The sequence below is a fragment of the Chryseobacterium cucumeris genome (assembly GCF_016775705.1).
Classification (GTDB): domain Bacteria; phylum Bacteroidota; class Bacteroidia; order Flavobacteriales; family Weeksellaceae; genus Chryseobacterium; species Chryseobacterium cupriresistens.
Window position 1 is genome coordinate 2,890,952 of the sequence record NZ_CP068760.1, and the last position, 24,377, is coordinate 2,915,328.

The window sequence follows — 24,377 nt, forward strand, 5'->3', positions numbered from 1 at the left end:
AATGACTCTAAACAATAACGAAATAATTTTAAAAGAAATTCTTCCTAAGAAGAGTTTCTTTTTTAATATGACAGAAAAGTTGAGGATAGCTTTTTCTGTATTCTACCTTGCAATAGGTATGTTTTTCATTACAAGTAGTTTAAATTCCAGCTTTTGGCTCTTTTCAATAATAGGATTTGGTGTTTTTTGTAATGCTTTATATGTTGCTTTTTTAAGATGGATTGTAAAGTATTGGAGACTGAAAAACAATTATTATGTAATTACAAATCAAAGAATAGCTATTGTTGAAAAGGAAAATGGGAAGATTGTAAAGTATAAGGAATAGAATGAAATAAAGGAAGTAAATGCCGAAATGAATACTAAACATTTTGGTAATATCATTTTTGGTGAACCTGAGACTTTTTTCGGTAAAAATGATGAAAGTTTTTCTTTTTTTAAGAGAAGAGGAGTCAATTTTACTGAAGATAAGTATGCCTTTCTAAGTGTTGGAAATATTAACGAAATTATTCCTTTATTTAACGAGTTAGGCTTGAAGGTTAACAAAACTTTTTACTAACTTTACACTGATGAAAAAAATATCTGTCATATTTATTCTGCCGGACTTAGAAACCGGGGGTGCAGAAAGGATTGTTACAACTATTGCGAATCATCTCTCCCGAGATCGGTTTGAGCCTAAGATTTTGCTGCTACGTAAGCAGGGCGGATATTTGAATTTTCTGAAAAAAGATGTCGAAATTATCGATATCAATACTGAAAGAATAAGACATTCATTAAGACCTATTTTAGGAGAAATCTACAGAAGAAAACCGGATATTGTCTTTTCGGGTTTTGGTGAGGTAAATGCTTATTTATCCCTGTTTATAAAACTGTTTCCAAGAACGAAATTTATTGCGAGGGAAACTAATGTTGTTACACAGCATGTAACCCGCAAAGAGATTAAGTTTTTCTATAATTTTTACAACAACTATCAGAAAATCATTGCTCAAAGCGATGATATGATGAAAGATCTTGTCGATAATTTTAATATTAAAAAGAAAAAAATTGTCAAGATCAATAATCCTGTAGACTTTGATTTTATTGAAGATAAAATGGCTATTTCTTTAAAACCTGAATGTTTCAAATACAATTATAAAAATGTAGTGGCCATTGGAAATCTGTCTTCCAGAAAAGGGTTTGATAACTTGCTGAAAGTTTTTTCAAGGCTGAAGAATGAAAACATTATGCTTCATATTTTAGGAGATGGAAAAGATAAAGATCTGCTGCTTCAGACCAAGGAGCTCTTAGGATTAAAAAAAGTAATTTTTCACGGCAGACAGGAAAATCCATACCAGTATCTGAAATATGCGGATTTATTTGTGCTTTCTTCAAGATACGAAGGCTTTCCCAACGTTCTTCTGGAAGCTGGTGCCTGCGGAACTTATTCTTTGGCCAACAACTGTCCCGGAGGAATTAATGAGATTATTCAGCATAATATAAATGGAGAGATTGCAGATATTGAGAACCATGACAGGTTTGCCCAGGAAATTGTAAGAATACTTCAGGGCAATTATAATCGGGATGCTGTAAAAAATTCTATTAAATCAAGGTTCTCGAAGAATATTATTCTGGATAAATATGAAAAGGTCTTATTGGATCTGATCAAACCATAATGACTCCATTTGCTTTATAGACTGTTAATTTCTTACTTTTGAGGCTACAAATTTTATCTGAAAAACAATTTTATTCATGAATAAAATCCAAAAATTAGGATGCGCCTGCGAGAAACCGAACTCCAGCTATACAGAATATAGAAGCTCAGCATTAGGAATTGATCATACCAACGGAAGATATGGAGAAGTAACGATTCAACAGTGCAAGTTGTGCCAAAGAATATGGATTCATTATTTTGTGGAATATGAGCATTATCCTAAATCAGGGAGATGGTATAAAGGAATTGTTTCGAAAAAAGACCGTCCCAACATCACTCCGGAAAATGCAGTAGAATATCTGGAAAGCCTTGAATGGTATGTCTATGGAGGCTCATTTTTTGAAAGTACGGGAACCATTGGACAAGGAAAGTTGAATATATAATCTTGCTATACTGATTTCTTACAATTAATACCGATCTATGAAGCCACTTATTTTCGCTGTTTTAATGCTGAACTCTGTTGTTATGATTGCTCAGCAGAAGACCATCTCCAGAAAAGAATTATTAAAAACTGCTCTTGATCAGAAAGTAAAATCCACAGAGATTCAGGAAATAACTATGGCTGCAGGACAAGGAGCTCCCGAGCATCTGCATCCCTGTCCCGTTTTAGGAATCATTAATTCCGGAGAAGCCGTTTTTCAGATAGAAGGACAGGAGAAAGTAGTACTTCATACAGGAGATGCTTTTTATGAACCTAAAAATGTGAAAATCCTTCATTTTGATAATGCATCATCTGAAAAACCTCTTGTGTTTACCGCAATTTATCTGAAGGAAGGCGATGAAGAAAATATAAAATTCATAAAATAATACTTTTCATAAAACTAGAGCATATAATTATCATTTTTAAAATTGATAAAACTCACTTTGGTGCTTGGTAATTTATATGTAAATTTGTGAGAATTAAGATAGATAATAATAAACAAATTCATACAATAACATGAGTCAATTCGATGTTACCGTAATAGGTTCTGGTCCCGGTGGTTATGTTGCTGCTATCCGTGCAGCACAGTTAGGTTTCAAAACAGCAATTATTGAAAAATATTCAACTTTAGGCGGAACTTGTCTTAACGTTGGATGTATTCCGTCAAAAGCGCTTCTTGACAGCTCTGAGCATTTCGAAAATGCAAAACACAATTTTGCAGGTCACGGAATCATCATCAACGAGCCGCAAGCGGATATTGCCAGAATGATCGAACGTAAAAACGAAGTGATCAAGCAGAATACTGACGGAATCAGCTACCTGATGAACAAAAATCAGATTACTGTTTTTGAAGGAGTAGGAAGCTTCGAATCTGCTACTCAGATTAAAGTGACTAAAAATGACGGTTCTTCGGAAACGATCGAGTCTAAATATACCATCATTGCAACAGGTTCTAAACCATCTACACTGCCTTTCATCTCTTTAGACAAAGAAAGAGTGATTACTTCTACGGAAGCTTTAAACCTTAAAGAAATTCCTAAGCATTTAGTAGTAATCGGAGGTGGAGTTATCGGTCTTGAACTAGGTTCGGTATACTTAAGATTAGGAGCACAGGTAACTGTTGTTGAATTTATGGATAAAATCATCCCTGGAATGGATGGAGCTTTAAGCAAAGAATTGACTAAAGTTCTTAAAAAACAAGGAATGAAGTTTATGCTTTCCACTGCGGTTTCTGCAGTTGAAAGAAACGGAGATACTGTAAAGATCACGGCTAAAGATAAAAAAGGTGAAGAAGTAGTTGTAGAAGGAGATTACTGTTTGGTTTCTGTAGGTAGAAAACCTTATACAGACGGTCTTGGTCTTGAAAAAGCAGGTGTAGAGCTTGACGAAAGAGGAAGAGTAAAAGTAAACGATCACCTGCAGACTAATGTTGCTAATATCTATGCGATCGGTGACGTTATCAAAGGAGCTATGCTTGCTCACAAAGCTGAAGAAGAAGGAGTTTTCGTTGCTGAAACATTGGCAGGACAAAAACCTCACATCAACTATAACCTGATTCCTGGTGTTGTGTACACATGGCCGGAAGTTGCTGGAGTTGGTAAAACTGAAGAGCAGCTAAAAGAAGAAGGTGTTGCTTACAAAGTAGGATCTTTCCCGATGAGAGCTTTAGGTAGAAGCCGTGCAAGTGGTGATATTGACGGTCTTGTGAAGATTATTGCAGACGAAAAAACTGATGAGGTTTTAGGGATGCACATCGTAGGAGCAAGAGCTGCTGACCTTATTGCAGAAGGGGTAATTGCTATGGAATTCCGTGCAAGCGCTGAAGACATCGCAAGAAGTTCTCACGCTCACCCAACCTATGCAGAAGCTATCAAAGAAGCTGCATTGGATGCTACAGCAAAAAGACCTATTCATATGTAATATCTGATTAAAAGATTTAATCATTTAAATATTTAAAATTAAAGGCTGTTTCTTTTGGAGACAGCCTTTTTTATATGTTTTTGCTATAAAGAACGGAACTTGGTTTTGAAAAAAAAATCATCTATAAACCAATAACTGTTTACATCATTTTCAGATGGTCATAAAACTTAGAATGTTTTGGTGCAATGTTGAACTGGATCCCAAAAGTTATCCCTTTAAAATATTTTTCTTTATGAATGGGAAAAGCATATCCTGTATTGAGAAATATTGCATTAAATAACGAAAAACCTATTCTCGGTTCCAATGAATATGGATTAGCTGATACTCCAAACATTTGCCCGAAACGTAAAAAATTAATATGGATCTCCGGGATGAATTTATCAGTTTGGTCAGCTCTGGTATAAAGCAGGGAAGGGCCAACGATAATGGAACCATCATAGGTTTCACCCAATCTGTATTCTAATCCTGCCTGAAGAACATTTCTTCCGGTATAACGGTAAGAAATACCCAGTGCTGTTTTTTTCAGCAGCTGAGCATTTGAAAAAAACGTTAAAAAAATAAGAGGTAGGATTATCAATTTTCTCATGATTATTTTTGTTCAAATATAAAGGTTTCAGAGGCTTTACAAAAGATGAAGATGGACCTTTAAAGAATTATAATAGCATTGACTAGGATAGCATCTTCAAATTTCCGTACCTTTGTCAGCTAATTTTATCATCAATGCAACTCGGAAAAACTCAAACTTTAACAATTTCAGAAAAAATTAATTCAGGATGGATCCTCGTAGATGAATCCGGTGAGAAGGCTTTTCTGCCTAAAATCTTTATTCAGGAAGAAAAAGAAACAGGTGAAGAAGTTGAAGTTTTTGTATATCAGGATGACGATAAATTAAAAGCAACCACTGAAATTCCTTTGGCTGAAGTAGGTGAATTTGCAGTAATGAGCTGTGTACAAAGCCTTCCTAGCGGAGCTTTTATGGATTGGGGAATCATTAAAGATTTATTTATTCCTTACAAGCAGCAGAAAACCAAAATCATCGAAGGAAAAAGATATCTGGTATATATCTATGTAGATGAAGATATGGAACTGATTACAGGTACTACAAAATTCAAAAGAAATCCTCAGTATGATGATCTTCCGTTCAAAAAAGGTGACAAAGTAGATCTGATTATGATGAACGAAAGTGAACTGGGCTGGAATGTGATCATCAACAAAAAATACATTGGTTTGATTTATGCTTCCGATGTTTTCAAAAAACTGTATCCATTGTCAGAAGAAACAGGATACATCAAAGCTATCCGTGAGGACGGTAAAATAGATGTTTCTTTGCAGCCGGAAGGTTTTGAAAATATTGATGAGTTCAAACAGAAGATTCTGAATAAACTGGAAGAAAATTACGGACTTTTGTATGTGTCCGATAAATCTTCTCCTGAAGAGATTAAAGATGAGCTTCAGATGAGTAAGAAAAACTTCAAGAAAGCAATCGGAGGACTTTATAAAGATAAGATCATCGATATCTCAGACGATAAAATCAAATTATTATAAAAATAAAAAACGGGCAGAAATTTCTGCCCGTTTTTTGTTACTCCCTGTTTTTGATCAAAAGCCATCCGTTGTAGATTCTTCCGTCAGAAACTTTTATGGTATACCAGTAATTTCCTGTAGAAATAGGATGGGATTCATATCTTCCGTCCCACTGGAAAGGTTTATTTCTGATAATCTCTTTGTAGATTACAGCACCTCTTCTGTCATATAAACTTACTTCTGTTCCCGGATAGTTTTCCAATCCTGCTATTCTCCACGCATCATTGATTCCGTCTCCGTTAGGACTGATGGCATTGGGAATATTAAATATCGAGAAGTTTTTCTGTCCTATAATACATCCGGATTTTGTTCTCACATAAACGGTGTATTCTCCCATACTTAAATTGGTGAAAATATTGGAATCCTGCCATGTGGAATTATTTAAAGAAAATTCAAAGTTTCCGCTCTGAGAAAGAATAACGGTCGCTGTATTGCTCGTGATATTGACAGAGACAATATGTGCTAAAACAGAATAGCTTACCTGAATTGAACTTGTATTTTCACAACCGAAAATATTGGCCACTTTTACAGTATATGTTCCCGGAGTCGTTACAGTAATTGTTTGAGTGGTTGCTCCGTTATTCCATTCATAAGAATTAAATCCTGGTCCTGCATCCAGAACAACAGACTTTCCTTCACAAAAATCAAGCTTATCAGGAAGTTGAACAAAAGGTTTTGGATTTAGGGTAAGAATTAACCGGACTCCTTTGAAACATCCGTCAGGCGTTGCCACTCTTACGTGAATAAGTGTTGTTCCGGTATTCAATACGTAAGCTGAAGGATTGGCAATAGGGGTGCCTGCAGTATCAGTGTAGGTAAAAATATAACCGGCCGGATTATTAATAATACTGGCTTCATAAGAATGAAGATCGACAGTCATTGAATTTGCGGTAGTTGAATTACATAAAACCTGTGTTACATCTTTTGCAGGAACATTATCCGTAGACAGAGTTACTGTTATTGCCAGTTTTTCAGATTCACAGTTGTTTAATGTTTGCGTTACATAATAGATTTGTCCGCTTACCAGAGGAGTTGACATTGGAATTACATTTCCTGCTGCATTATAAAATTTAAGAGCAGTTCCCGTTACAATCAGTTTTTCTAAAGTAGGGTTGGCAGAAGCACAGAAATCCTGATTTACATTGGCTGTCGGTTTAGGAGTTGTATTTACCGTTACCAAAACTGCTGTTTTATTACTCTCACAACCATTAATAGTCTGAGATGCATAATAGGTCTGTCCATTGATAAGAACAGTTGTTGCAGGTACAATATTTCCTGCTGCATCATACCATTTTATATTCTGACCTGTGATTTGAAGGTCAGAGATTTTAGGATTATTGGTGGCGCAGAAAGTTTGTGGAGTGTTAGCCGTTGTCGGAAGAGCTGTTGATGTCACAATTACATTCTGGTTCTGAGTAGCGGTATTTCCATTTCCGTCGTTATAAGTCCAGTGGATAATATAGTTTCCGGGGCTTGAATAAGATAAAGGATCTGTTGTTGTTGCAGTAATTGGTCCTGCACAGTTATCAGTAGCAGTAGGAATAGTAGTAACCGTTGTATGACAGTCTCCTGTAATGTCTGCCAGCAGAGTAACATCAGGAACCGGAGCCGCATTATCACCTACAATCACGTTTACTGTAAAAGTCCCGTCACAAGCGCCAGATCCTGAAACCTGGCATATATATGATCCTGCCTGAGCTGTTGTTGCATTTGGAATAGTTGGGTTTTGCTCATTGGATGTGAAGCCATTTGGCCCGGTCCAGCTATATACTGTTCCTCCGGTAGCGTTGAGTTGGATTGTCCCATTAGGACATACCGGCGAATTAGAAGTAACAACCGCTGCAGAGGTACAATCCTGAAATTTAGCAATGAAAATATCATTTCCACCACCTGGCGACTGTTGAAAGGTTCCCGGTGTTGCAATACCAGCTGAATTCCCACTTGACATGCCTGTCAGATAAATGGCACCTTCATCATCTTTTGTCGCCTCTCCCTGTTGCGTTGCACCGTTTCCTGTGTAATAGGTTCCCCATTCTTTTACATCATTCTGATTGTATTTAATTAAAAACGTAGAAATATACATTGCGGGCATTCCCATATAGGCACCCGGAGTAGAGATGTCGGGCTGCCCGCTGGAATGCAGTCCTGTAAAAAAAACATTTCCGTTAGTATCAGGATATGCCAATAGCTGGAAAGAGCCTGTAAAGTTAAAATAGCTTTTGCTAATCGCATTCGTAGTTAAATTTACCCTCCATATTCCAGGCTGCCCCATTGGAAAAGCGGTAGTTGAATATCTTCCCGGAAGAATTAAAGTATTATTTACAATTCTGGCTTTCCATATCTGTTCCGAACCACTGTTTCCATAATAGCTTGATCTCAGAATTGAAGTTCCTGATTTTGAAATCTTAAGGTATAGTCCGTCTGATTCCCCGCCTTTTAACGGTTGAAAAGCATTGTTCATAGGGATTGCAGAAGATTGTGTTGCTCCAATTATTTCAAGGTTATCGCTTGAGGAGAGAATTTGGAAAATGGAAGTAGAACCGTCACTTCTTCCAAAGTAAGTAGCCCAATCGACATTCCCTGTTGTTGAATTCAGAGATGCCAGAATACCGTCTGTATACCCGATCGGTGTTGATTTTGCAGGCTGCATGGCGTTAACAGTCGGAAAGTCAGCACTGAAAGAATCACCACCAATGTATACATGATTTTGACTGTAGGAAACAGTATAGAGTTTATTCTGCCTGCTTGAAGAAAACTCTTTTTCAAAAGCAAAACTTCCGTTATTATTAAACTTTACCAAAACAATATTTTCATTATATTGTGCTCTTTGAACGGTTCCGCCTGCATAAATATTAAAACTTTCATCAAAATCTACATCTGCAAATCCGTCATTCATTCCGAAACCATAGTAGGTTCCCCAAAGCCTCTGCCCGGTTTTGGTCAGTTTCATCAGGAATGCGTCAAGAGCGCCGGCAACATTTTGCTGATAGGTTCCGGAAGTAGCGAAGTTTGTGGTACTGGTAGTGGTTCCGAAAACATAGCCCTTACTCTGAAGATCTGTTTTTATCCTGCCGTAATCTTCTCCGTATCCTCCTGCATAGCTTCCCCATATTCTTGTGGGTACCGGATCTATTACAATGGTCTTGTCAGAAGTATTTACAGGAGCGGCAAATCCAAAAGTATGGTCTCCAAGATCCTTAAAAGAAACTTCAATATTTTTTTTGGTATTTCCGGCAATCCAGCTGTTAGGAATATCTTCATAGATTTCCCCAAACCGCACATTCATGGTGAGCCTACCATTGTTTATTAAAGTAGGAGCTCCATTAAATTTCATTTGTATGTCTGAAATTTTTCCACCAGGATTGATGATGAAATTATATTCGATGGGTTTTAAAGTATCGTTAGGTTTAAAGAATACCAAATCTATATGAGGGTATATATTCTTATAGCGGATTTTTTGATATCGGTGAACATTACTAATGCCTTTTGGATTATCTGGAAGGTTATAATAGTTATCATAATCCGGAGATCGGCCTTCTGCAGTAATTGTTGATTGGGTATTGGAATTCACGAGATCAATATCTACCCTGTGAATCAGCTTTTCATAAATATATTCACGGATATGATACTGATCTGGTACTGAAAGCGCATTTTTTTCCTTTTTTGAAAAATCAGGATTACTGGTTTTCTTTATTTCGTAAATATCGTAAGAAAATCCTCCGGTTCGAAGCTGTACATTAAGACCGTTTGAATGGAAAAGGTATCGTACATCTTGATTTACCTTCCCGTTCTGATCCGTAATCTGACCTTTGTTTTCATAAAAATAATAGGAGTTGTTTTCAGAAATTTTTTTCTGTGAAAATAGAAGTATCGTGCTCAAAAAAGAGAACAACGAAAGAATTTTCTTCATCAGTTATTAATTTTTGCGGCAAAGATATAAAAATAGCTTTCTTATTGAATAATAAGTAATCGTAAACTTTCATTCACAAACATGATGGATGTCATGACATTTTTGTTTAATATTTTTGTTTAACAATTTTGTCAAAAATAATTTTTACTATAAATTTGCACAAATTTGTTTAACAAAAATGTCAAATCAAGCAAAAAAAGACCAAACACAGGAATTGATCAAGGAGACAGCGAAGAATTTATTCTTTGTGAAAGGAAAGTTTGATGCTACTACGCAGGAGATTGCAGATGAAGCAGGAGTGAACAGAACCCTTATTAATTATTATTTCCGTTCAAGAGATAAGCTTATCCAGATCATCTTTGATGAAGCCCAAAGAGTAGAACAGGAAAAATCGAAGATCATTCAGAATTCAGCTCTTCCTTTTAAAGAGAAGATCAGCAAATTTATAGAAAGCAGTCTTTCCACAAGCCTTCAGTATCCATATCTGGAAACGTATATCGTGTCACAGATCAATAAAGGAACCTGCCATCACAGAGAAATTGAGGAAGATATCCTGAACGATATGTACAAGGATATTGAAAAAGAAATGGAATTGGGAAATATTGAGAAAATGGCACCAGTTCAGTTTATTCTGAATATGGTTTCGCTACTGGTATTTCCTAGTGCTATAAGACCATTATTCATGGAGAATCTATTAATTAATGATGAAGAATATGATAAGATTATTTCTGAACGAAAAGAAATTATTATCAATATGTTGTTCAAAAACTAAAAAAACTAAAGTATTTCTGAAAATGATTCGTCAAATAGAAATAAATAATGAATGAAAATTAAATAAAAAATAAACGAAGTATAAAATTATGAATAGAAAACGTATAACTGCTACAAAGCTAAAAATTGGGATAGCTTCAGCATTTATGATTTTCGGCTCTACCCTGATGTCTGCCCAGCAGCAGGTTTCCCTGCAGGAAGCAATTAAACAGGCACTTCAAAATAAAGCAGAAGCTAAAAAAGCTGCTTTACAGGTGAAAAAAGCCGAATACAAGATTGATGAAGCCAGAGCCGGTGCCCTTCCTCAGGTCAGTGCTACGGCAGGTTTAACCTATAATCCGATTATTCAGGAATCTTTGCTGGAATTTGGAGGAGAGAAAATCAGAGCTCAGTTTGGGCAGCCTTGGGGTTCAACAGCATCTGTACAACTTCAGCAGGCGATTTTTGATCAGAGAGTATTTACAGGATTGAAAGCTGCAAAATCAACTAGAGAGTTTTATGTACTGAATGCTCAGTTAACCAATGAACAGATTATTGAAAATGTTGCAACAGCTTATTATCAGGTGTTCGTACAGGAGGAAAACCTTAAAACGGTAACAGCCAGCTATGCCAACACTGAAAAAGTAAGAAATGTTATTAAAAGTTTGGTTGATAACGGTTTGGCAAAAGCAATCGATTTGGACAGAACCAATGTTCAGCTTACCAATATCGGTTCCAACAAGCAGGCTTTAATCAACTCTGTTGAACTTTCAAAAAATGCCCTGAAGTTTTATATGGGAATCCCGATTTCTACAGACATCGAGCTTGAAGAAAAACAAATCGAACCAAAACCTGAGCTGATTGCGAGCAACGTAAATCTTAATGATCGTACAGAGCTTAAAGTTTTAAATAAAAACAGGGAACTTTTGGTTTTCAATAAAAAAGCGACTGAAGCTTATCTTTATCCATCAGTAAATCTTACGGCGAACTACGGATGGGGAGCTAACGGAGCAAAATTCCCATTGACCAATGGCCTTAGTAAAGGCGTTCTCTGGAGCGATTTTTCAGCAATTGGTTTGAATGTCAATATTCCTATTTTCACGGGTGGAGCTACCAAAGCGAAAATCAACCAGGCAGAAATTGATATTCAGGATCTTGATGTTGATATTGAAAACACTCAGCTGAGCTTAAGTTTAGATTATAAAAATGCCGTTACCAATATGGAAAATGCATTGATCAATCTCGAAAGCATGAAAGATAATGTAGGATTGGCAGAAAGAGTTCAGAAAAATACCCAGTCAAACTACCAGTATGGGCTGGCAACACTTACAGAAGTGCTGGATTCTGAAAATGCTCTTACGCAGGCAAAACAGAACTATTCTAATGCATTGCTGGATTATAAACAGGCAGAGATCAAGCTGATAAAAGCTAAGGGTGAACTAAACACACTACAAAACTTATAATAAACTAAAATGAAAAAAACTTTAATATATATCATCGTAGCAGCTGTACTGGTAGGTTTAGCCGCTTACAAGATTGCGGGTAACAAAGAAAAACAGACGCAGGAAGTAAAAGAAGTTGCCAAGCAGGTAGATAAAATCAATGTTAATATTGTAACCGTTACAAGGGAAAATATTGATACAGACTACTCAGCCAACGGAACTTTTATTCCTAAGCAGGAAATGAACCAGTCTTCTGAAATATCAGGACGTATTGTAAGCGTTCTGGTAAAAGAAGGTTCAAGGGTAGGAGCAGGACAGGTTTTGGCAACGATTAAAAAAGATGCTATCGAAGTGGATGTTACCCAGGCTCAGAACAATCTTCAGAATGCTATTATTGATAACCAACGCTATGAGAACGCATATAAAACAGGCGGAGTTACAAAACAACAGCTTGATAACTCAAGACTACAGCTGAAAAATGCTCAGGCTGCAGTAAGAGCTCAAGGTGTGAAAGTAAATGATACAAGCATCCGTGCTGGAATCAGCGGTACTATCAACAAGAAAATGGTTGAACCCGGAACGGTGGTTTCTCCTGGAACATCGATGTTTGAAATCGTTAATATCAACAGTCTGAAACTTTCTGTTTTGGTAGATGAAAGCCAGATCGGAAAAATCCAGTTAGGTCAGGAAGTTCCGATTAAAGTAAATGTTCTTCCGGAAGACTCTTTCGTAGGTAGAATTACTTTCATCGCTCCTAAAAGTGATGCTTCTCTGAATTTCCCAGTTGAAATCGAAGTACAAAACAGAGGAAACCTTAAGGCTGGTATGTATGCAACAGCTAAATTCAGTACAAACAACGGCGCAGAAACTCAGAATATGCTGACAGTCCCTGCAGAAGCCTTTGTTAACGGAGTAAGCTCAGGACAATTATTCATTGTTCAGAATGGTGTTGCTAAATTGATCAAAGTAACCATCGGAAAAGTTTACGGAGATAAAGTTCAGATTTTAAGTGGATTGAATGGAGGAGAACAGGTGGTAACCAGCGGACAGATCAACCTGGACAACGGATCTAAAGTGAACATTGTAAAGTAGCAGATCTATGAAGTTAGCAGAAATATCGATCAAAAGACCCTCGCTGGTAATTGTATTATTTACAATTCTGACGTTGGGAGGTATCCTGAGTTATACACTCATGGGATACGAATTGATTCCGAAGTTTGAAACCAATATGGTAACCATTTCTACGGTCTACCCGGGAGCTTCGCCTGCAGAGGTGGAAACCTCCGTAACCCGGAAAATTGAAGATGCCGTAGGTTCTTTGGAAAACGTAAAAAAAGTAGAATCTTCTTCATACGAAAGCTTATCCGTAATCATGGTTCAGCTGAATGATGGAGCCGATGTAGATTACGCTTTAAATGATGCGCAGAGAAAAGTAAATGCTATTCTGGCAGACCTTCCGGAAGATGTGAAGGCGCCGTCTCTGAATAAATTCTCCTTAGATGATTTACCGATTATCACCATGAGTATTTCATCGGATAAACTGAATAGTAAGGACCTTTATGACTTATTGGATAAAAAGATTGAACCTATTTTCTCCCGTGTAAACGGTGTCGCTCAGGTTGACCTTGTAGGTGGACAGGAGAGAGAGATTCAGGTAAATCTTGATGAGAAAAAATTACAGGGGTACGGACTTTCAATTGGAGACGTACAACAGGCCATTCTTTCATCAAACTTAGATTTCCCTACAGGAAGTTTGAAGACGAGAACTACAAAATCTACGATCAGACTTTCAGGAAAATATAAATCTACGGAGGAAATGAACAACCTTGTTGTTTCCAATAAAAACGGAGCTCAGGTACGTTTATCTGATATTGCAACCGTTTTCGACTCTCAGAAGGATGTTGAAAAAGTAGCGAGATTCAATCAGTTCCCTACGATTTTGATGCAGGTTAAAAAACAATCTGATGCCAATGCGGTAGCAGTATCTGAAAGTGTTCAGAAGACCATTAAAACAGTAGAAGAAGCATACAAAGTTCAGGGAGTAAAAGTAAAAATCGTAAACGATACGACAGAATTTACCCTTGAATCAGCCAACCACGTTATTTTCGACTTATTCCTAGCGATTATCCTCGTGGCAATTGTAATGTTACTATTCCTTCACAGTATCAGAAACGCATTCATCGTAATGGTTTCTATCCCGGCTTCATTGGTGGCAGCGTTCATCGGAATGAACTTAATGGGATATACTTTGAACTTAATGAGTTTACTTGGACTTTCACTTGTGGTAGGGATCCTGGTGGATGACGCGATTGTAGTACTGGAAAACATTTACCGTCACATGGAGATGGGTAAAAGTAAGATCAGAGCAGCGTATGATGGAGCTTCAGAAATCGGATTTACTGTTGCGGCAATTACCCTGGTAATTGTAGTGGTATTCTTACCGATCGCGATGAGTTCAGGTCTTGTAGCCAACATCCTTGCCCAGTTCTGCGTCACGGTAGTTATTGCCACCTTATTATCTTTATTGGCTTCATTTACCATCATTCCTTGGTTATCATCAAGATTCGGTAAGCTGGAGCATTTAACAGGGAAAAACTGGTTTGAGAAATTCATTCTTTGGTTTGAAGGATTAATTGACAAGTTTACACACTGGATCACAGGAATCCTTGAATGGTGTCTGAAAACGACGTTAAGAAGAATTTCAACAGTGGTAATCACATTCATTGTTTTAATCAGTTCATTCATGCTGGTAGCATTTGGGTTCATCGGAGGTGAGTTCTTCCCGCCAATCGACCGTGGCCAGTTCCTGGTACAAATGGAATTGTCAAAAGATGCAACCGTTGAGAAGACAAACCAATTAACATTAGAAGTTGAGAAATTCTTAAGAAATGATAAAGATGTTGTAGATCTTATTACAACAGTAGGACAGCAGTCTACAGGTTTTGGTGGTGCTCAGGCAACTACTTACCAATCTGAGGTTCAGGTGAACTTAACTGATAAGTCTGAGCGTTCTGAAAGTACCAATATCAAAGCTGCAAAAATAAAAAGACAGCTGGAAGAGAAATTCACAGGAGTTGAGTTTAAAACGGCTCCAATCGGTATCATGGGAGCGGAAAATGCTCCTATTGAAATGGTAGTAACAGGACCGGATAACGCTACAGCAGTGAAAGAAGCAACAAGAATCCTTGAGCTATTGAAAAAAGTTCCGGGAGCAGTAGACGCCGAATTATCAACCGATACAGGTAGCCCTGAAGTTCAGGTAAGTATCGACAGAGATAAAATGGCAGCTTTAGGCCTGAATCTTTCAAGTGTAGGACAGACGATGCAGACCGCATTCAACGGAAATACAGACGGAAAATTCAGAGCGGGAGAATATGAATATGATATTAATATCCGTTTCGGTGATGTGAACAGACAATCTATTGATGACGTTAAAAACCTTATGTTTACAAACCCTCAGGGTCAGCAGGTTCGGTTAAGTCAGTTTGCTAATGTGGAAATGGGTTCAGGACCGAGTTTGCTTGAACGTAGAGATAAATCTCCTTCTGTAAAAGTAAGAGCGAAAGCTGTTGGTAGACCGGTAGGGGACGTAGCGAATGAATGGGCAAACCAGTTCATGAACAGCGATAAAAAGCCTGTAGGTGTAGATTACATCTGGAGTGGAGATATGGAGAACCAGCAGGAAGGTTTCGGTACATTGGGAATTGCATTATTGGCAGCTATCGTATTGGTATACCTGGTGATGGTTTCACTATATGACAGTTTTGTATATCCTTTCGTGGTATTGTTCTCAATCCCGTTGGCGATGATCGGGGTAATGGTTATCCTTGCCTTAACAGCCAACTCGCTGAACATTTTCACCATGTTGGGTATGATTATGTTGATTGGTCTGGTAGCGAAGAATGCGATCCTTATCGTTGACTTTACGAATGCAAGAAAAGCAGCTGGTGCCAATACTCACGATGCCCTGGTACAGGCGAACCACGCACGTCTTCGTCCGATCCTGATGACCACCATTGCGATGATCTTCGGTATGTTACCGATCGCATTGGCAACAGGTGCCGGAGCAGAGATGAACAAAGGTCTTGCATGGGTAGTAATCGGTGGTCTGACATCATCACTATTCCTTACCCTGATCATTGTACCGGTAGTATATTCATTATTTGACTCTCTTTTAAGAAGAATGGGACAACATAAGAAAGTAGACTACGAAGCTGAAATGAAAGCTGATTACGTACATAGAGAATTGAATGAAGACGGATTTACTCCGAAGCATTTGGATAAATAAATTAAACCTTTAATTAACCGAAAGCCGTGTCATCTTGATACGGCTTTTTTTGTTGGTAAATGTCATTCTGACGAAGGAAGAATCTCGTTTTGTAGTCTTTCCTATGAGATTCTTCACTTCATTTCATTTCGTTCAGAATGACAAACGTAGACTGTTAACTTTTGGCTCATTCAATAGGAGCGGCCTTACTCCTGAGCTCAGATGAAGGAAGCATGCTTAATTCTATAACGTTCATTATTCGGCTTTAGATTCTGTGTTAACTTCCAAATATTTTTTATACATTTATATTTATAAAAGCGACCTTGAGTTAGCTTGCGTAGGGTGAACGTCTTTGATTTTTACCCTACTTTCTTCAAAATCTATCTGAGCTTTTATCGGTAATGGTTTTGATATCCAGAGTCCTGATGAAATTACTGATCTTATTAGGCAGCACAATGACTGTTTTTTCTTCCTTTGCATAAAGAAAATGAGCAAATCTTTCATGATACACCCCCGTAGCCTCCATGACAAAAATAACCTCTATATTAAGTGTCTTTTTGCTGTACACCCATTTAAGAAGTGATTCAAAGCCTTTTTCGCTGTTGCTAAAAACTTTATAATCTTTGATTTCTGTACTTAGATCTTCCATTAATTTGCCAAAACTTGCCACCAGTTCATCTTTGGCTACATCTATTCCTACAACCTGTTTTAATGCACTCATATTTTTATCTTTAAATAAAAGCAAGTCTTCCTTCGTTTTGTCTCCTGATTATTATCCAAGATATCTTTTTCGATCCTTTAAATTCTGTTCAAACTCTAAAAGGAATAAAGAAGTGAGGACATTTCTAAAGCACAATATACTTCCTGAGTTATTTAGCCAAAACTGTTCTCTCACCCCTTTTGCTTTGTATGTAAATTTATTCTTTTGCAAACATAGGAGCCAAAACTTAAAATAAACTTCAAGCTCTAAAAACAAAAAAGCTGTTCAAACGAACAGCTTTTTCAATTTATTTTAAAATTTCAGCTTCAATGGAGCTGTCATCATACACTTTGATGAATGCTTTGGTGTAATCTTCTTTGTTGGCAAAATTCGGGTTATCCATAAATTTCTGTGGATTGATGGCGAAAAGCGGGAACCATGTGCTGCTGATCTGAATCTGGATTTTGTGTCCCTTTTTGAACGTATGAACTACATCCTGAAGTCTGAAGTTAACAGCCGTCTTCTGGTTCGGAACCAAAGCTTCTCCCTTTTCTTTGGTATTTCTGAATCTTGCAGGCATGATCTCACTTCTTACCATCTGGTGGTAGTTGCCATAGATAACGCCTTCTTTCTTTTCTGCAGGCTTAAAATCTTCAGGATAAACATCAATCAGTTTTACTGCAAAATCGGCATCTGTAGACGTGGATGCAATATTCAGTTTAGCCACAATCTCTCCTGCAAATGTAATATCATCAGTCAATACATCGGTAGTGAATGTTAATACATCTGGTCTTCCTACAGCAAATCTCTGGTCTTCCGACATATAATTTTTTGGAGTGAAACCGTTAAAGTCTTTTAAATGATCTGAGCTTAGAACAGGATTGTTAGGATCACTATAATATTCAGAATAGCCTTGTCCGGATGATTTTTTCAGGGTTTTATCAGAAAGATAGAAATTCACTTTCTGAGCATTTTTCGGTGGGTAAGAAGCGAATTCCTTCCATGCTTTAGCACCGGTGTCATACATCAGTGCTTCAGGAAGTCCTGCATCTTCTTTGGTATTGCCTTTCAGATAATGATTGAAAAACCTTGTTTCAATATTTTTCTGATAGTATGTAGCAATGCTGTCACCAAAATACGTTTCACTGTGGAAATGTTTTCCCTGCTCCTGAGACCAGCCGCCATGGGAGAAAGGTCCCATAACGATAGTATTTTTTGCTTTAGGGCTTGTTTTTTCTATGGTTTTATAAATATTCAATGGTCCTGAAAGATCTTCTGCATCAAACCATCCTCCGACAGTCATTACAGCGTGATTAATATTCTTTAAGTGAGGAAGAAGACCTCTTTTCTGCCAGAATTCATCATAGTTGGTATGATTCATAATCTCTGTCATGAAGAAATTATTCTTGTAATATTTTTCATATCCATCTTTCAGAGTACCCATATCTCTGTAGAATTTCAAACCGTCTTCAGAAGTCTGTTTGATGAAAGAATCCATATACCAGGCCTGTTTCTCCGGCTGCGTTTTTTGAACCCCAAAAACAGGGAATGTTCTGAAATAGCCGAGCATAAATCTTCCGTTGTGAAGAAAGTCGTCATTCCAGAAATCAGAAATAGGTGCCTGTGGTGAAGAAGCTACCAAAGCAGGATGCTGTGACAACGTTCCTACAGCAGTATAGAATCCCGGGTATGATGTTCCGAATTGGCCTACTTTACCATTGTTATCTTTCACATTTTTCAAAAGCCATTCGATGGTGTCATAAGTATCAGTACTTTCATCAACATCTTTTTTGGTCTTGCGTTCCACCTGCGGAGTCATATTGGTAAAAGTGCCTTCACTCATATATCTTCCGCGTACGTCCTGATACACGAAAATATACTTGTCTTTCATAAGATACGTGTTGGGACCTACCTTTGTTTTATATTCACTTTCTCCGTACGGTGCGATACTGTAACAGGTTCTCTGCATCAGGAACGGATATTTGTTCTTGTTCGATATATCTTTCGGGATATATACCGCAGTGAAAAGTTTTACGCCATCACGCATTGGAATATAAAATTCTTTCTTGGTGAAATTGTCTTTAACGAAAGTATCTTTCTGTTCCGTTTTCTGAGCTTTTCCAAGAATGAAAAAAAGAATACATAATACTGAAATATGGATTTTCATAAAAAAAATTTGATGCTAATTTAAAAATAAAAACAGGTTTATTCGTAAATCTTGTTTAAAAGGTTGTTGTGATTACTACTAATCTGTGTAATATGATGATATTTCTTGGAAACCACCCCGTCAAAAATTCTTTGAATTTTCGCCACCCCTCCGGAGGAGGGGAATATTACGTATTCACTTGTAATGGAGCTCAGTATTATATTTCAGGTTGTCTATAAAAATAGCCGGAAAGATCCGGCCATTATCAAAAATTATATATAAAGTATGGTGTGATTATTACTTCTTTTTTCCTGCAAACTTATTCAGTTTCATGCTGATGGAAAACATGATGTATCGTTTCAGGATGAGATCTTCACGATCTTCAAAATAAGAATCGGTGATCGTTCTTCTTACGCTTTGATTTTGATTTAAAACATCATAGACCTTTACTTTTGCCGTAAACTGTTTTTTATAGAACGAATATCCAAGGCTGGTATTCCAGAAGTAGAAATCTTTTTTAAAGCCCGGAGCAATGTTGGAATTGGTATTGTATTCAAAATCGTTTCCAAATACGAAATTGCCTTTCAGCATATAATTGGTGAGTTCCAGTTTTAAGGATTGATTGGCTGTATTTACATTCGTTATATTATAATTGGTATAATTTGAAAAACTGTATCCAAGTCTGTAAGAAGGTTTGATGGTCATTTTATCCTTGATTTCATAGGTAAGATTAAGGCCTGGGTTTAGATTATAAGAATTGCTGGTGAAAGATTGTCCATCAATGAAACCGTTATTGTAAGCATAATTCATGGTGAGTCTTGGATTGATAATAAGTTTATTATTCTTCCATTTCAATACTTTACTGAAACCTCCGCCGGCATTGATGCTTTTATTTCCGCTTACGTTGTCATAAGTAATAACCTGTTTCCCTGCATTATCATAGGTGGAAAAATTGATAATATCATTATTTCTGTACGTAAAGCCAATATTGAAATAGTAGCTGAGATCTTTTACTTTATTATAATTGTTGAAATACAGATAAAGATTGTTGGTCCAGGTGTTTTTTAAGTTAGGGTTTCCCTGATAGGTAATCAGAGGATTGGATTCATCTTTATAAGGAGTCAGTTGTTCTGCGGTGGGAATGGTGAAGTTGGAATAGTTGTAAATGTTTAAGGTTTTTCCTTCACTCAGCTGGTAGTAAAGATTGACATTATATTGGGGGAGTACAAAATTTTTCTGCAGATCATATTGCTGTCCGTTATAGATAGAATTTACCTTCATATCTGAAATATCAAGATTCATGGAAGCCCAGAAATTCAGTTTCTTTTTATTAATCTGATATGTAAGCTCAGGAGAGATCTGATTGATTCTTTGCTTCATATTGTTGGATAAAAGCTGATTGTATTTAGTATAATCTCCGGTTGTATTATCAAAATCATTTACATTCCTCAAGTCTCTAGTAGATCGGGTTTCATATTTCAATTCAAAACTTACACTTGAAGAATCGGAAACAGGTTCTGTATATCCGGCAGTAAAATTGAAACTGCTGTTCTGATTTTTATTTTTGGCTAACTGATCCCTGTTGTCTGTTGATATTCCATTGGATTGATAGAACGTGTTTTGAGATTGATTCAGATTATCCCTTCTGGATTCTGAAATGGAACTGTTCATATTGGCGGAAATTGAACGGCCTTTTTTTCTGAATTTTCTTGAAAAATAGAGATATGGATTAAATGAATTGCTTTCCGAATCATTACTGGAATACGCATTACTTTCATTCAGAAGACTGCCATTCCTTAAAGAAGAGGATCTTGAGTTATTGAAACTGAAACTGCTGTTTTTTGTAAATCTCGGAGAAAGGTAGATACTTGTCATAGAATCCAGCTTGATTTTAGCTGAAGTATCAAAACTGTATTGTTTGGATTCATTTTCTCCGTTACTTTCAGAATTGGTCTGAAGCGTGTAAGCAGGGAGAAGAGTAGACCTTGAGACTTTGGATTTTGTTTCCGTATTGGAATCGGAATGCATTAGGCTGAAGGAATCCAGATCGGCATCTTTTCCCAGTTTGTCACTGTAGTTTAAGCCAATGGTCGTAGACCTTTGAATTCCTTTCGTACCACCTCCCTGGTTAAAGTAAGTTACATTTCCTACCGTTGAGACAGATCCTCCCTGCATCATCCAGGCATTCCGGCCATTACCCATGCTGTCAAAAACCTCATCTCTGGAAAATCCCTGGGAATTGATATTATTGGAAGAAGCCAATAGACTTATTTTCGTATCCCCTTTAAAATAACTGGCCAATCCGCTTGCTTCATACCGTTTGTCTGATCCATAACCGACGGTAAGTCTTGTCAGTAAACCTTTATTTTTCTTTTCATCAATATTAAAATTGATGGTCGTATTCTGAGATTTGGCTGCTTTTCCGCTCAGTTCCTCCTCCTTTGTTTTGGTGGTGGTAAATTGGATATTCTTGATGATATCTGCCGGTAAGTTCTGAAGAGCGATTTTACCATCTTTATCAAAGAAAGGTTTTCCGTTGATCATAATTTGATCCACCTCTTTTCCATTCACAGTAATCTTTCCTTCATTGCTGATTTCTACACCGGGAATCTGCTTCAGAAGCTCTTCAATTTTACTGTCAGGCCGTACTTTGATAGCGGCTGCATTAAATTCAATCGTATCTTTTTTAATTTTTACCGGAGAAACCGTAATTTTTACCTCATCAATCGTATTCACAATGCCTTGTTTCTCGAGCTGAATATCCCCCAGTGATAATGACTGGTTTATTTTTTCAAATTTTTTCGAATAGGAAGATAATTTATCAGCGTCTACTTTAAGAATGGAAGGTTCTTTCATATCATCAATCTTCAGCGAGAATTTCCCTTCCCTATTGGTTGCCGTATAATTGATAATGGATGAATCTTTTTGTTTCAAAAGATAGACGGTGGCATTTTCTATCGCTTTCTTTTCGGAATCGGATATTTTTCCGTCAATGTGTAACTTTTGGGCGTGCAGAATAATGACAGTGAACATCAAAGTCAATAGCAACAGAGTTTTCTTCATTAGTTTTTTTTTCAGAGCCGTAAAAATATAAAAACATCCCAAAGTTGGGATGTTTCTAGGCTTTTTTTGTGAAAATTTATTATTTTTTAATAAAAATTATGCTCTTAAATATCTTGAGTAAGCATATCCTTCCTGGCCGTCTGCATTTTTCACTTTCCACCAGTCATCAGAAGTCTGCTCAATAAGCGTTACAGAAGAACCTTTTGCAGCTTTACCTACAACGGCGGCTTCAGTAGAAGGTTCCTGTCTGATATTAAGGTTAGATTCTTCAGTAGCCACTGTTAAAGAAGCTCCTGCAGCAAGACCTGCAACCTGTACATCAATATTGATATCTGAAGCAGAATAAGTAGAATCAATAGCTCCTAAAGCATTCCATACAGCATCTTTAGCCGCAGTATTGGAAGCATTTCCGGAAACATAAAGAATTCCGTCCTGCTCCTGAACCTGAAGATTGGAAATCCCTGCAGACTGTGCCGCTGAAACTACACTTGAATATTTATCTTGTAATTCGCTCATCTTTAATTATTTTACGATTAGGTTGTTGTTATACTTTCCGATTTTCAAAGCATCTACAGATTCTTTGATTTTTCTGGCCTGTAGAGCAGAAACATTTCCTGTAAGCGTAAGCTGTCCGTTTATAACTTCTACTTTTACAGAAGGGAAATCCTTCACTGCATCCTGAACTTTTTTCTGAACAGCAGGATCTACAGCAGATGCCGTTTCAACTGGTGCTGCAGGTGCAGGAGCTACTACGGTAGACATATCCATTACGTCTTTTACTCCGCTGATGGCTTTTAATTTAGCAATCATTGCGTCTTTAGACTGTTGATCTGCGAAAGTACCACTTAAGTGAGCTACACCTTCTTTTACTTCAACAGAAGCATTGGGATTAGAAGTTACTATAGTTGTAGCCTGAGTCTGAAGGTCGGCATCAGAAACTTTCTTTTTACAAGAAATAGCACCGAAAGATACAGCTACAGCTAATGCAGCCATTGCAATAGTTTTTTTCATATTGTATATTTATTAATGTTGTTATACACTCAAATGTAATAATAAAATTTGTACCAAAAGAATAAAAAGTCAATAAATGTTTCTTAATTTTTTTACAATATTTTCTAAACCAGGGTTTTAATTTTCAGGGATTAAAAACTTAATGCAAAATTCAACGCTATAGAAGAAAATCGTCTGCCAATTGAAAAACCATTATATTTGCGCAAATTGAACTATATATATGAAAGGACAGAATAAACTTTTTATAGCAATTATCATTGCCCTTCTTCTGGGAGTAGGAATCGGAGGTATTGTACACGTGAGCTATCCGGATAGTGCAGAACCCTTTTCTAAAAACATAAAACTGTTGGGAACGGTTTTTATCAGATTGGTACAGATGATTATTGCTCCATTGGTTTTTACGACATTAGTAGTAGGGATTGCCAAAATGAGTGATATCAAAATGATTGGAAGAGTAGGTACAAAAGCCATGCTTTGGTTTATTTCAGCTTCTCTGATTTCCCTTTTTATCGGGTTGATCCTTGTTAACTGGCTGGAGCCAGGACATGTTACCAAATTACCAATTCAGGATGTCGCTTCTGCTGACGAACTTCTTAAAAACAGCAAAAGTTTTTCCATGGAAGATTTCGTAAAACACATGATTCCTAAAAGTTTATTTGAAGCCTTCGCTACCAACGAAGTACTGCAGATTGTTGTATTTGCGGTAATGTTTGGAGTTGCTTTGGCTAATCTGGGAGAAGAATATGCTAAACCAGTTGTGAAACTATTTGATATTATTGCGCATGCTATTCTTAAAATGGTAGGCTATATCATGTGGTTTGCTCCTCTTGGAGTACTGGGAGCTATTGCAGCCGTAGTGGCCATCAATGGTTTTGAAATTTTTAAAGTATATGCTATTTATTTAAGAGACTTCTTCTTTGCTATAGGAGTTCTTTGGCTGGTCCTTTTACTGGTAGGATATTTCATCCTAGGAAACCGTCTTTTTGACCTTTTAAAAAGAATTAAAGAACCATTACTGATTGCTTTCTCTACTACAAGTTCAGAAGCAGTATTCCCGAAATTGGTGGAAGAACTGGAGAAATTTGGGTGTAACAGTAGAGTAGTATCTTTTATTTTACCTTTAGGATATTCATTCAACCTGGACGGAAGTATGATGTACATGACATTTGCTTCAATCTTCATTGCACAGATCTACGGAATCGAAATGACCCTTGGACAGCAGATCACTATGCTTTTGGTACTAATGCTTACGTCAAAAGGGATTGCAGGAGTTCCAAGAGCTTCTCTGGTAATTATTGTGGCAACATGTTCAATGTTTGGTATCCCGCCGGAAGGTATTGCTTTGATTTTACCAATTGACCATTTCTGTGATATGGGTAGAAGTATGACGAACGTACTTGGAAATACACTGGCAACCACAGCAGTTTCAAAATGGGAAGGACAGTTAACTGAACCATTAGACAAAATTTAAATATC

At 37.0% G+C, this 24,377-nt stretch carries 19 protein-coding genes; 12 read left to right on the forward strand and 7 right to left on the reverse strand.

The genetic code is table 11. From position 1 onward, the window contains the following. The first annotated feature begins 1 nt into the window (after position 1). The 6 genes from JNG87_RS12970 (at position 2) to lpdA (ending at position 4,028) form a co-directional block, all read left to right on the forward strand. Entirely contained in the window at positions 2–325 is a 324-nt protein-coding gene (locus JNG87_RS12970; RefSeq protein ID WP_202838797.1) for a hypothetical protein, read from the forward strand. A gap of 27 nt (positions 326–352) precedes the next feature. Next, a complete protein-coding gene (locus JNG87_RS12975; protein WP_202838798.1) occupies positions 353–556 on the forward strand; it encodes a hypothetical protein in 204 nt (67 codons plus the stop codon). 10 nt (positions 557–566) lie between these two features. Then, positions 567–1,649 carry a glycosyltransferase gene (locus tag JNG87_RS12980; protein ID WP_202838799.1) on the forward strand — a complete coding sequence of 361 codons (1,083 nt, stop codon included), beginning with the start codon at positions 567–569 and terminating at the stop codon, positions 1,647–1,649. Between the two features lie 76 nt (positions 1,650–1,725). Beyond that, positions 1,726–2,070, forward strand: a complete 345-nt coding sequence (locus JNG87_RS12985) for a hypothetical protein (protein ID WP_202838800.1) — start codon at positions 1,726–1,728, stop codon at positions 2,068–2,070. A gap of 37 nt (positions 2,071–2,107) precedes the next feature. Continuing rightward, positions 2,108–2,494 carry a cupin domain-containing protein gene (locus JNG87_RS12990; protein WP_202838801.1) on the forward strand — a complete coding sequence of 129 codons (387 nt, stop codon included), beginning with the start codon at positions 2,108–2,110 and terminating at the stop codon, positions 2,492–2,494. A 130-nt stretch (positions 2,495–2,624) separates the two neighbouring features. Then, positions 2,625–4,028, forward strand: coding sequence for a dihydrolipoyl dehydrogenase (gene lpdA, locus JNG87_RS12995; RefSeq protein ID WP_047429636.1), 1,404 nt, complete (start codon positions 2,625–2,627; stop codon positions 4,026–4,028). Positions 4,029–4,167: 139 nt separating this feature from the next. Here lpdA and JNG87_RS13000 read toward each other — a convergent pair whose 3' ends face one another. Then, positions 4,168–4,614: a hypothetical protein gene (locus JNG87_RS13000; protein WP_202838802.1), complete on the reverse strand. Its 447-nt coding sequence runs from the start codon at positions 4,612–4,614 to the stop codon at positions 4,168–4,170. A 134-nt stretch (positions 4,615–4,748) separates the two neighbouring features. Between JNG87_RS13000 and JNG87_RS13005 the strand changes: the two genes are divergently transcribed. Further along, entirely contained in the window at positions 4,749–5,573 is an 825-nt protein-coding gene (locus JNG87_RS13005; RefSeq protein ID WP_202838803.1) for a S1 RNA-binding domain-containing protein, read from the forward strand. Between the two features lie 37 nt (positions 5,574–5,610). Here the strand turns inward: JNG87_RS13005 and JNG87_RS13010 are convergent, their stop codons facing one another. Next, positions 5,611–9,522 (reverse strand): T9SS type B sorting domain-containing protein, encoded by a 3,912-nt coding sequence (locus JNG87_RS13010; protein ID WP_202838804.1) that lies wholly within the window; start codon positions 9,520–9,522, stop codon positions 5,611–5,613. Between the two features lie 178 nt (positions 9,523–9,700). Here JNG87_RS13010 and JNG87_RS13015 point away from each other — a divergent pair, with 178 nt between their 5' ends. The 4 genes from JNG87_RS13015 to JNG87_RS13030 all read left to right on the forward strand — a co-directional run bounded on the left by JNG87_RS13015 (position 9,701) and on the right by JNG87_RS13030 (position 16,002). Beyond that, complete coding sequence (locus tag JNG87_RS13015) at positions 9,701–10,294, forward strand: TetR/AcrR family transcriptional regulator (protein WP_062675102.1); 594 nt, start codon at positions 9,701–9,703, stop codon at positions 10,292–10,294. A gap of 88 nt (positions 10,295–10,382) precedes the next feature. Next, entirely contained in the window at positions 10,383–11,735 is a 1,353-nt protein-coding gene (locus tag JNG87_RS13020) for a TolC family protein (protein ID WP_062675101.1), read from the forward strand. 9 nt (positions 11,736–11,744) lie between these two features. After that, the gene (locus JNG87_RS13025; protein ID WP_137905617.1) at positions 11,745–12,806 is read left to right on the forward strand and encodes an efflux RND transporter periplasmic adaptor subunit; all 1,062 of its coding nucleotides are present in this window, start codon (positions 11,745–11,747) and stop codon (positions 12,804–12,806) included. A 7-nt stretch (positions 12,807–12,813) separates the two neighbouring features. After that, on the forward strand, positions 12,814–16,002 hold the full coding sequence (locus JNG87_RS13030; RefSeq protein WP_110010947.1) for an efflux RND transporter permease subunit: 3,189 nt from the start codon (positions 12,814–12,816) through the stop codon (positions 16,000–16,002). A gap of 352 nt (positions 16,003–16,354) precedes the next feature. Here JNG87_RS13030 and JNG87_RS13035 read toward each other — a convergent pair whose 3' ends face one another. The 5 genes from JNG87_RS13035 to JNG87_RS13055 form a co-directional block, all read right to left on the reverse strand. Then, positions 16,355–16,702: an IS110 family transposase gene (locus JNG87_RS13035; RefSeq protein ID WP_202838805.1), complete on the reverse strand. Its 348-nt coding sequence runs from the start codon at positions 16,700–16,702 to the stop codon at positions 16,355–16,357. A gap of 286 nt (positions 16,703–16,988) precedes the next feature. After that, complete coding sequence (locus JNG87_RS13040) at positions 16,989–18,848, reverse strand: CocE/NonD family hydrolase (protein WP_110009984.1); 1,860 nt, start codon at positions 18,846–18,848, stop codon at positions 16,989–16,991. Between the two features lie 276 nt (positions 18,849–19,124). After that, positions 19,125–21,890, reverse strand: a complete 2,766-nt coding sequence (locus JNG87_RS13045; protein ID WP_202838806.1) for a TonB-dependent receptor — start codon at positions 21,888–21,890, stop codon at positions 19,125–19,127. A gap of 96 nt (positions 21,891–21,986) precedes the next feature. Then, positions 21,987–22,406 carry an SH3 domain-containing protein gene (locus JNG87_RS13050; protein WP_202838807.1) on the reverse strand — a complete coding sequence of 140 codons (420 nt, stop codon included), beginning with the start codon at positions 22,404–22,406 and terminating at the stop codon, positions 21,987–21,989. A 6-nt stretch (positions 22,407–22,412) separates the two neighbouring features. Further along, positions 22,413–22,901 carry a BON domain-containing protein gene (locus JNG87_RS13055; RefSeq protein WP_202838808.1) on the reverse strand — a complete coding sequence of 163 codons (489 nt, stop codon included), beginning with the start codon at positions 22,899–22,901 and terminating at the stop codon, positions 22,413–22,415. A 220-nt stretch (positions 22,902–23,121) separates the two neighbouring features. Between JNG87_RS13055 and JNG87_RS13060 the strand changes: the two genes are divergently transcribed. After that, the gene (locus tag JNG87_RS13060; protein WP_202838809.1) at positions 23,122–24,372 is read left to right on the forward strand and encodes a dicarboxylate/amino acid:cation symporter; all 1,251 of its coding nucleotides are present in this window, start codon (positions 23,122–23,124) and stop codon (positions 24,370–24,372) included. Positions 24,373–24,377: the final 5 nt, after the last annotated feature.

Coding starts and splice junctions, on each gene's coding strand:
- JNG87_RS12970 (WP_202838797.1), top strand. CDS start 2: ATGACTCTAAACAATAACGAAATAATTTTAAAAGAAATTCTTCCTAAG.
- JNG87_RS12975 (WP_202838798.1), top strand. CDS start 353: ATGAATACTAAACATTTTGGTAATATCATTTTTGGTGAACCTGAGACT.
- JNG87_RS12980 (WP_202838799.1), top strand. CDS start 567: ATGAAAAAAATATCTGTCATATTTATTCTGCCGGACTTAGAAACCGGG.
- JNG87_RS12985 (WP_202838800.1), top strand. CDS start 1,726: ATGAATAAAATCCAAAAATTAGGATGCGCCTGCGAGAAACCGAACTCC.
- JNG87_RS12990 (WP_202838801.1), top strand. CDS start 2,108: ATGAAGCCACTTATTTTCGCTGTTTTAATGCTGAACTCTGTTGTTATG.
- lpdA (WP_047429636.1), top strand. CDS start 2,625: ATGAGTCAATTCGATGTTACCGTAATAGGTTCTGGTCCCGGTGGTTAT.
- JNG87_RS13000 (WP_202838802.1), bottom strand. CDS start 4,614: ATGAGAAAATTGATAATCCTACCTCTTATTTTTTTAACGTTTTTTTCA.
- JNG87_RS13005 (WP_202838803.1), top strand. CDS start 4,749: ATGCAACTCGGAAAAACTCAAACTTTAACAATTTCAGAAAAAATTAAT.
- JNG87_RS13010 (WP_202838804.1), bottom strand. CDS start 9,522: ATGAAGAAAATTCTTTCGTTGTTCTCTTTTTTGAGCACGATACTTCTA.
- JNG87_RS13015 (WP_062675102.1), top strand. CDS start 9,701: ATGTCAAATCAAGCAAAAAAAGACCAAACACAGGAATTGATCAAGGAG.
- JNG87_RS13020 (WP_062675101.1), top strand. CDS start 10,383: ATGAATAGAAAACGTATAACTGCTACAAAGCTAAAAATTGGGATAGCT.
- JNG87_RS13025 (WP_137905617.1), top strand. CDS start 11,745: ATGAAAAAAACTTTAATATATATCATCGTAGCAGCTGTACTGGTAGGT.
- JNG87_RS13030 (WP_110010947.1), top strand. CDS start 12,814: ATGAAGTTAGCAGAAATATCGATCAAAAGACCCTCGCTGGTAATTGTA.
- JNG87_RS13035 (WP_202838805.1), bottom strand. CDS start 16,702: ATGAGTGCATTAAAACAGGTTGTAGGAATAGATGTAGCCAAAGATGAA.
- JNG87_RS13040 (WP_110009984.1), bottom strand. CDS start 18,848: ATGAAAATCCATATTTCAGTATTATGTATTCTTTTTTTCATTCTTGGA.
- JNG87_RS13045 (WP_202838806.1), bottom strand. CDS start 21,890: ATGAAGAAAACTCTGTTGCTATTGACTTTGATGTTCACTGTCATTATT.
- JNG87_RS13050 (WP_202838807.1), bottom strand. CDS start 22,406: ATGAGCGAATTACAAGATAAATATTCAAGTGTAGTTTCAGCGGCACAG.
- JNG87_RS13055 (WP_202838808.1), bottom strand. CDS start 22,901: ATGAAAAAAACTATTGCAATGGCTGCATTAGCTGTAGCTGTATCTTTC.
- JNG87_RS13060 (WP_202838809.1), top strand. CDS start 23,122: ATGAAAGGACAGAATAAACTTTTTATAGCAATTATCATTGCCCTTCTT.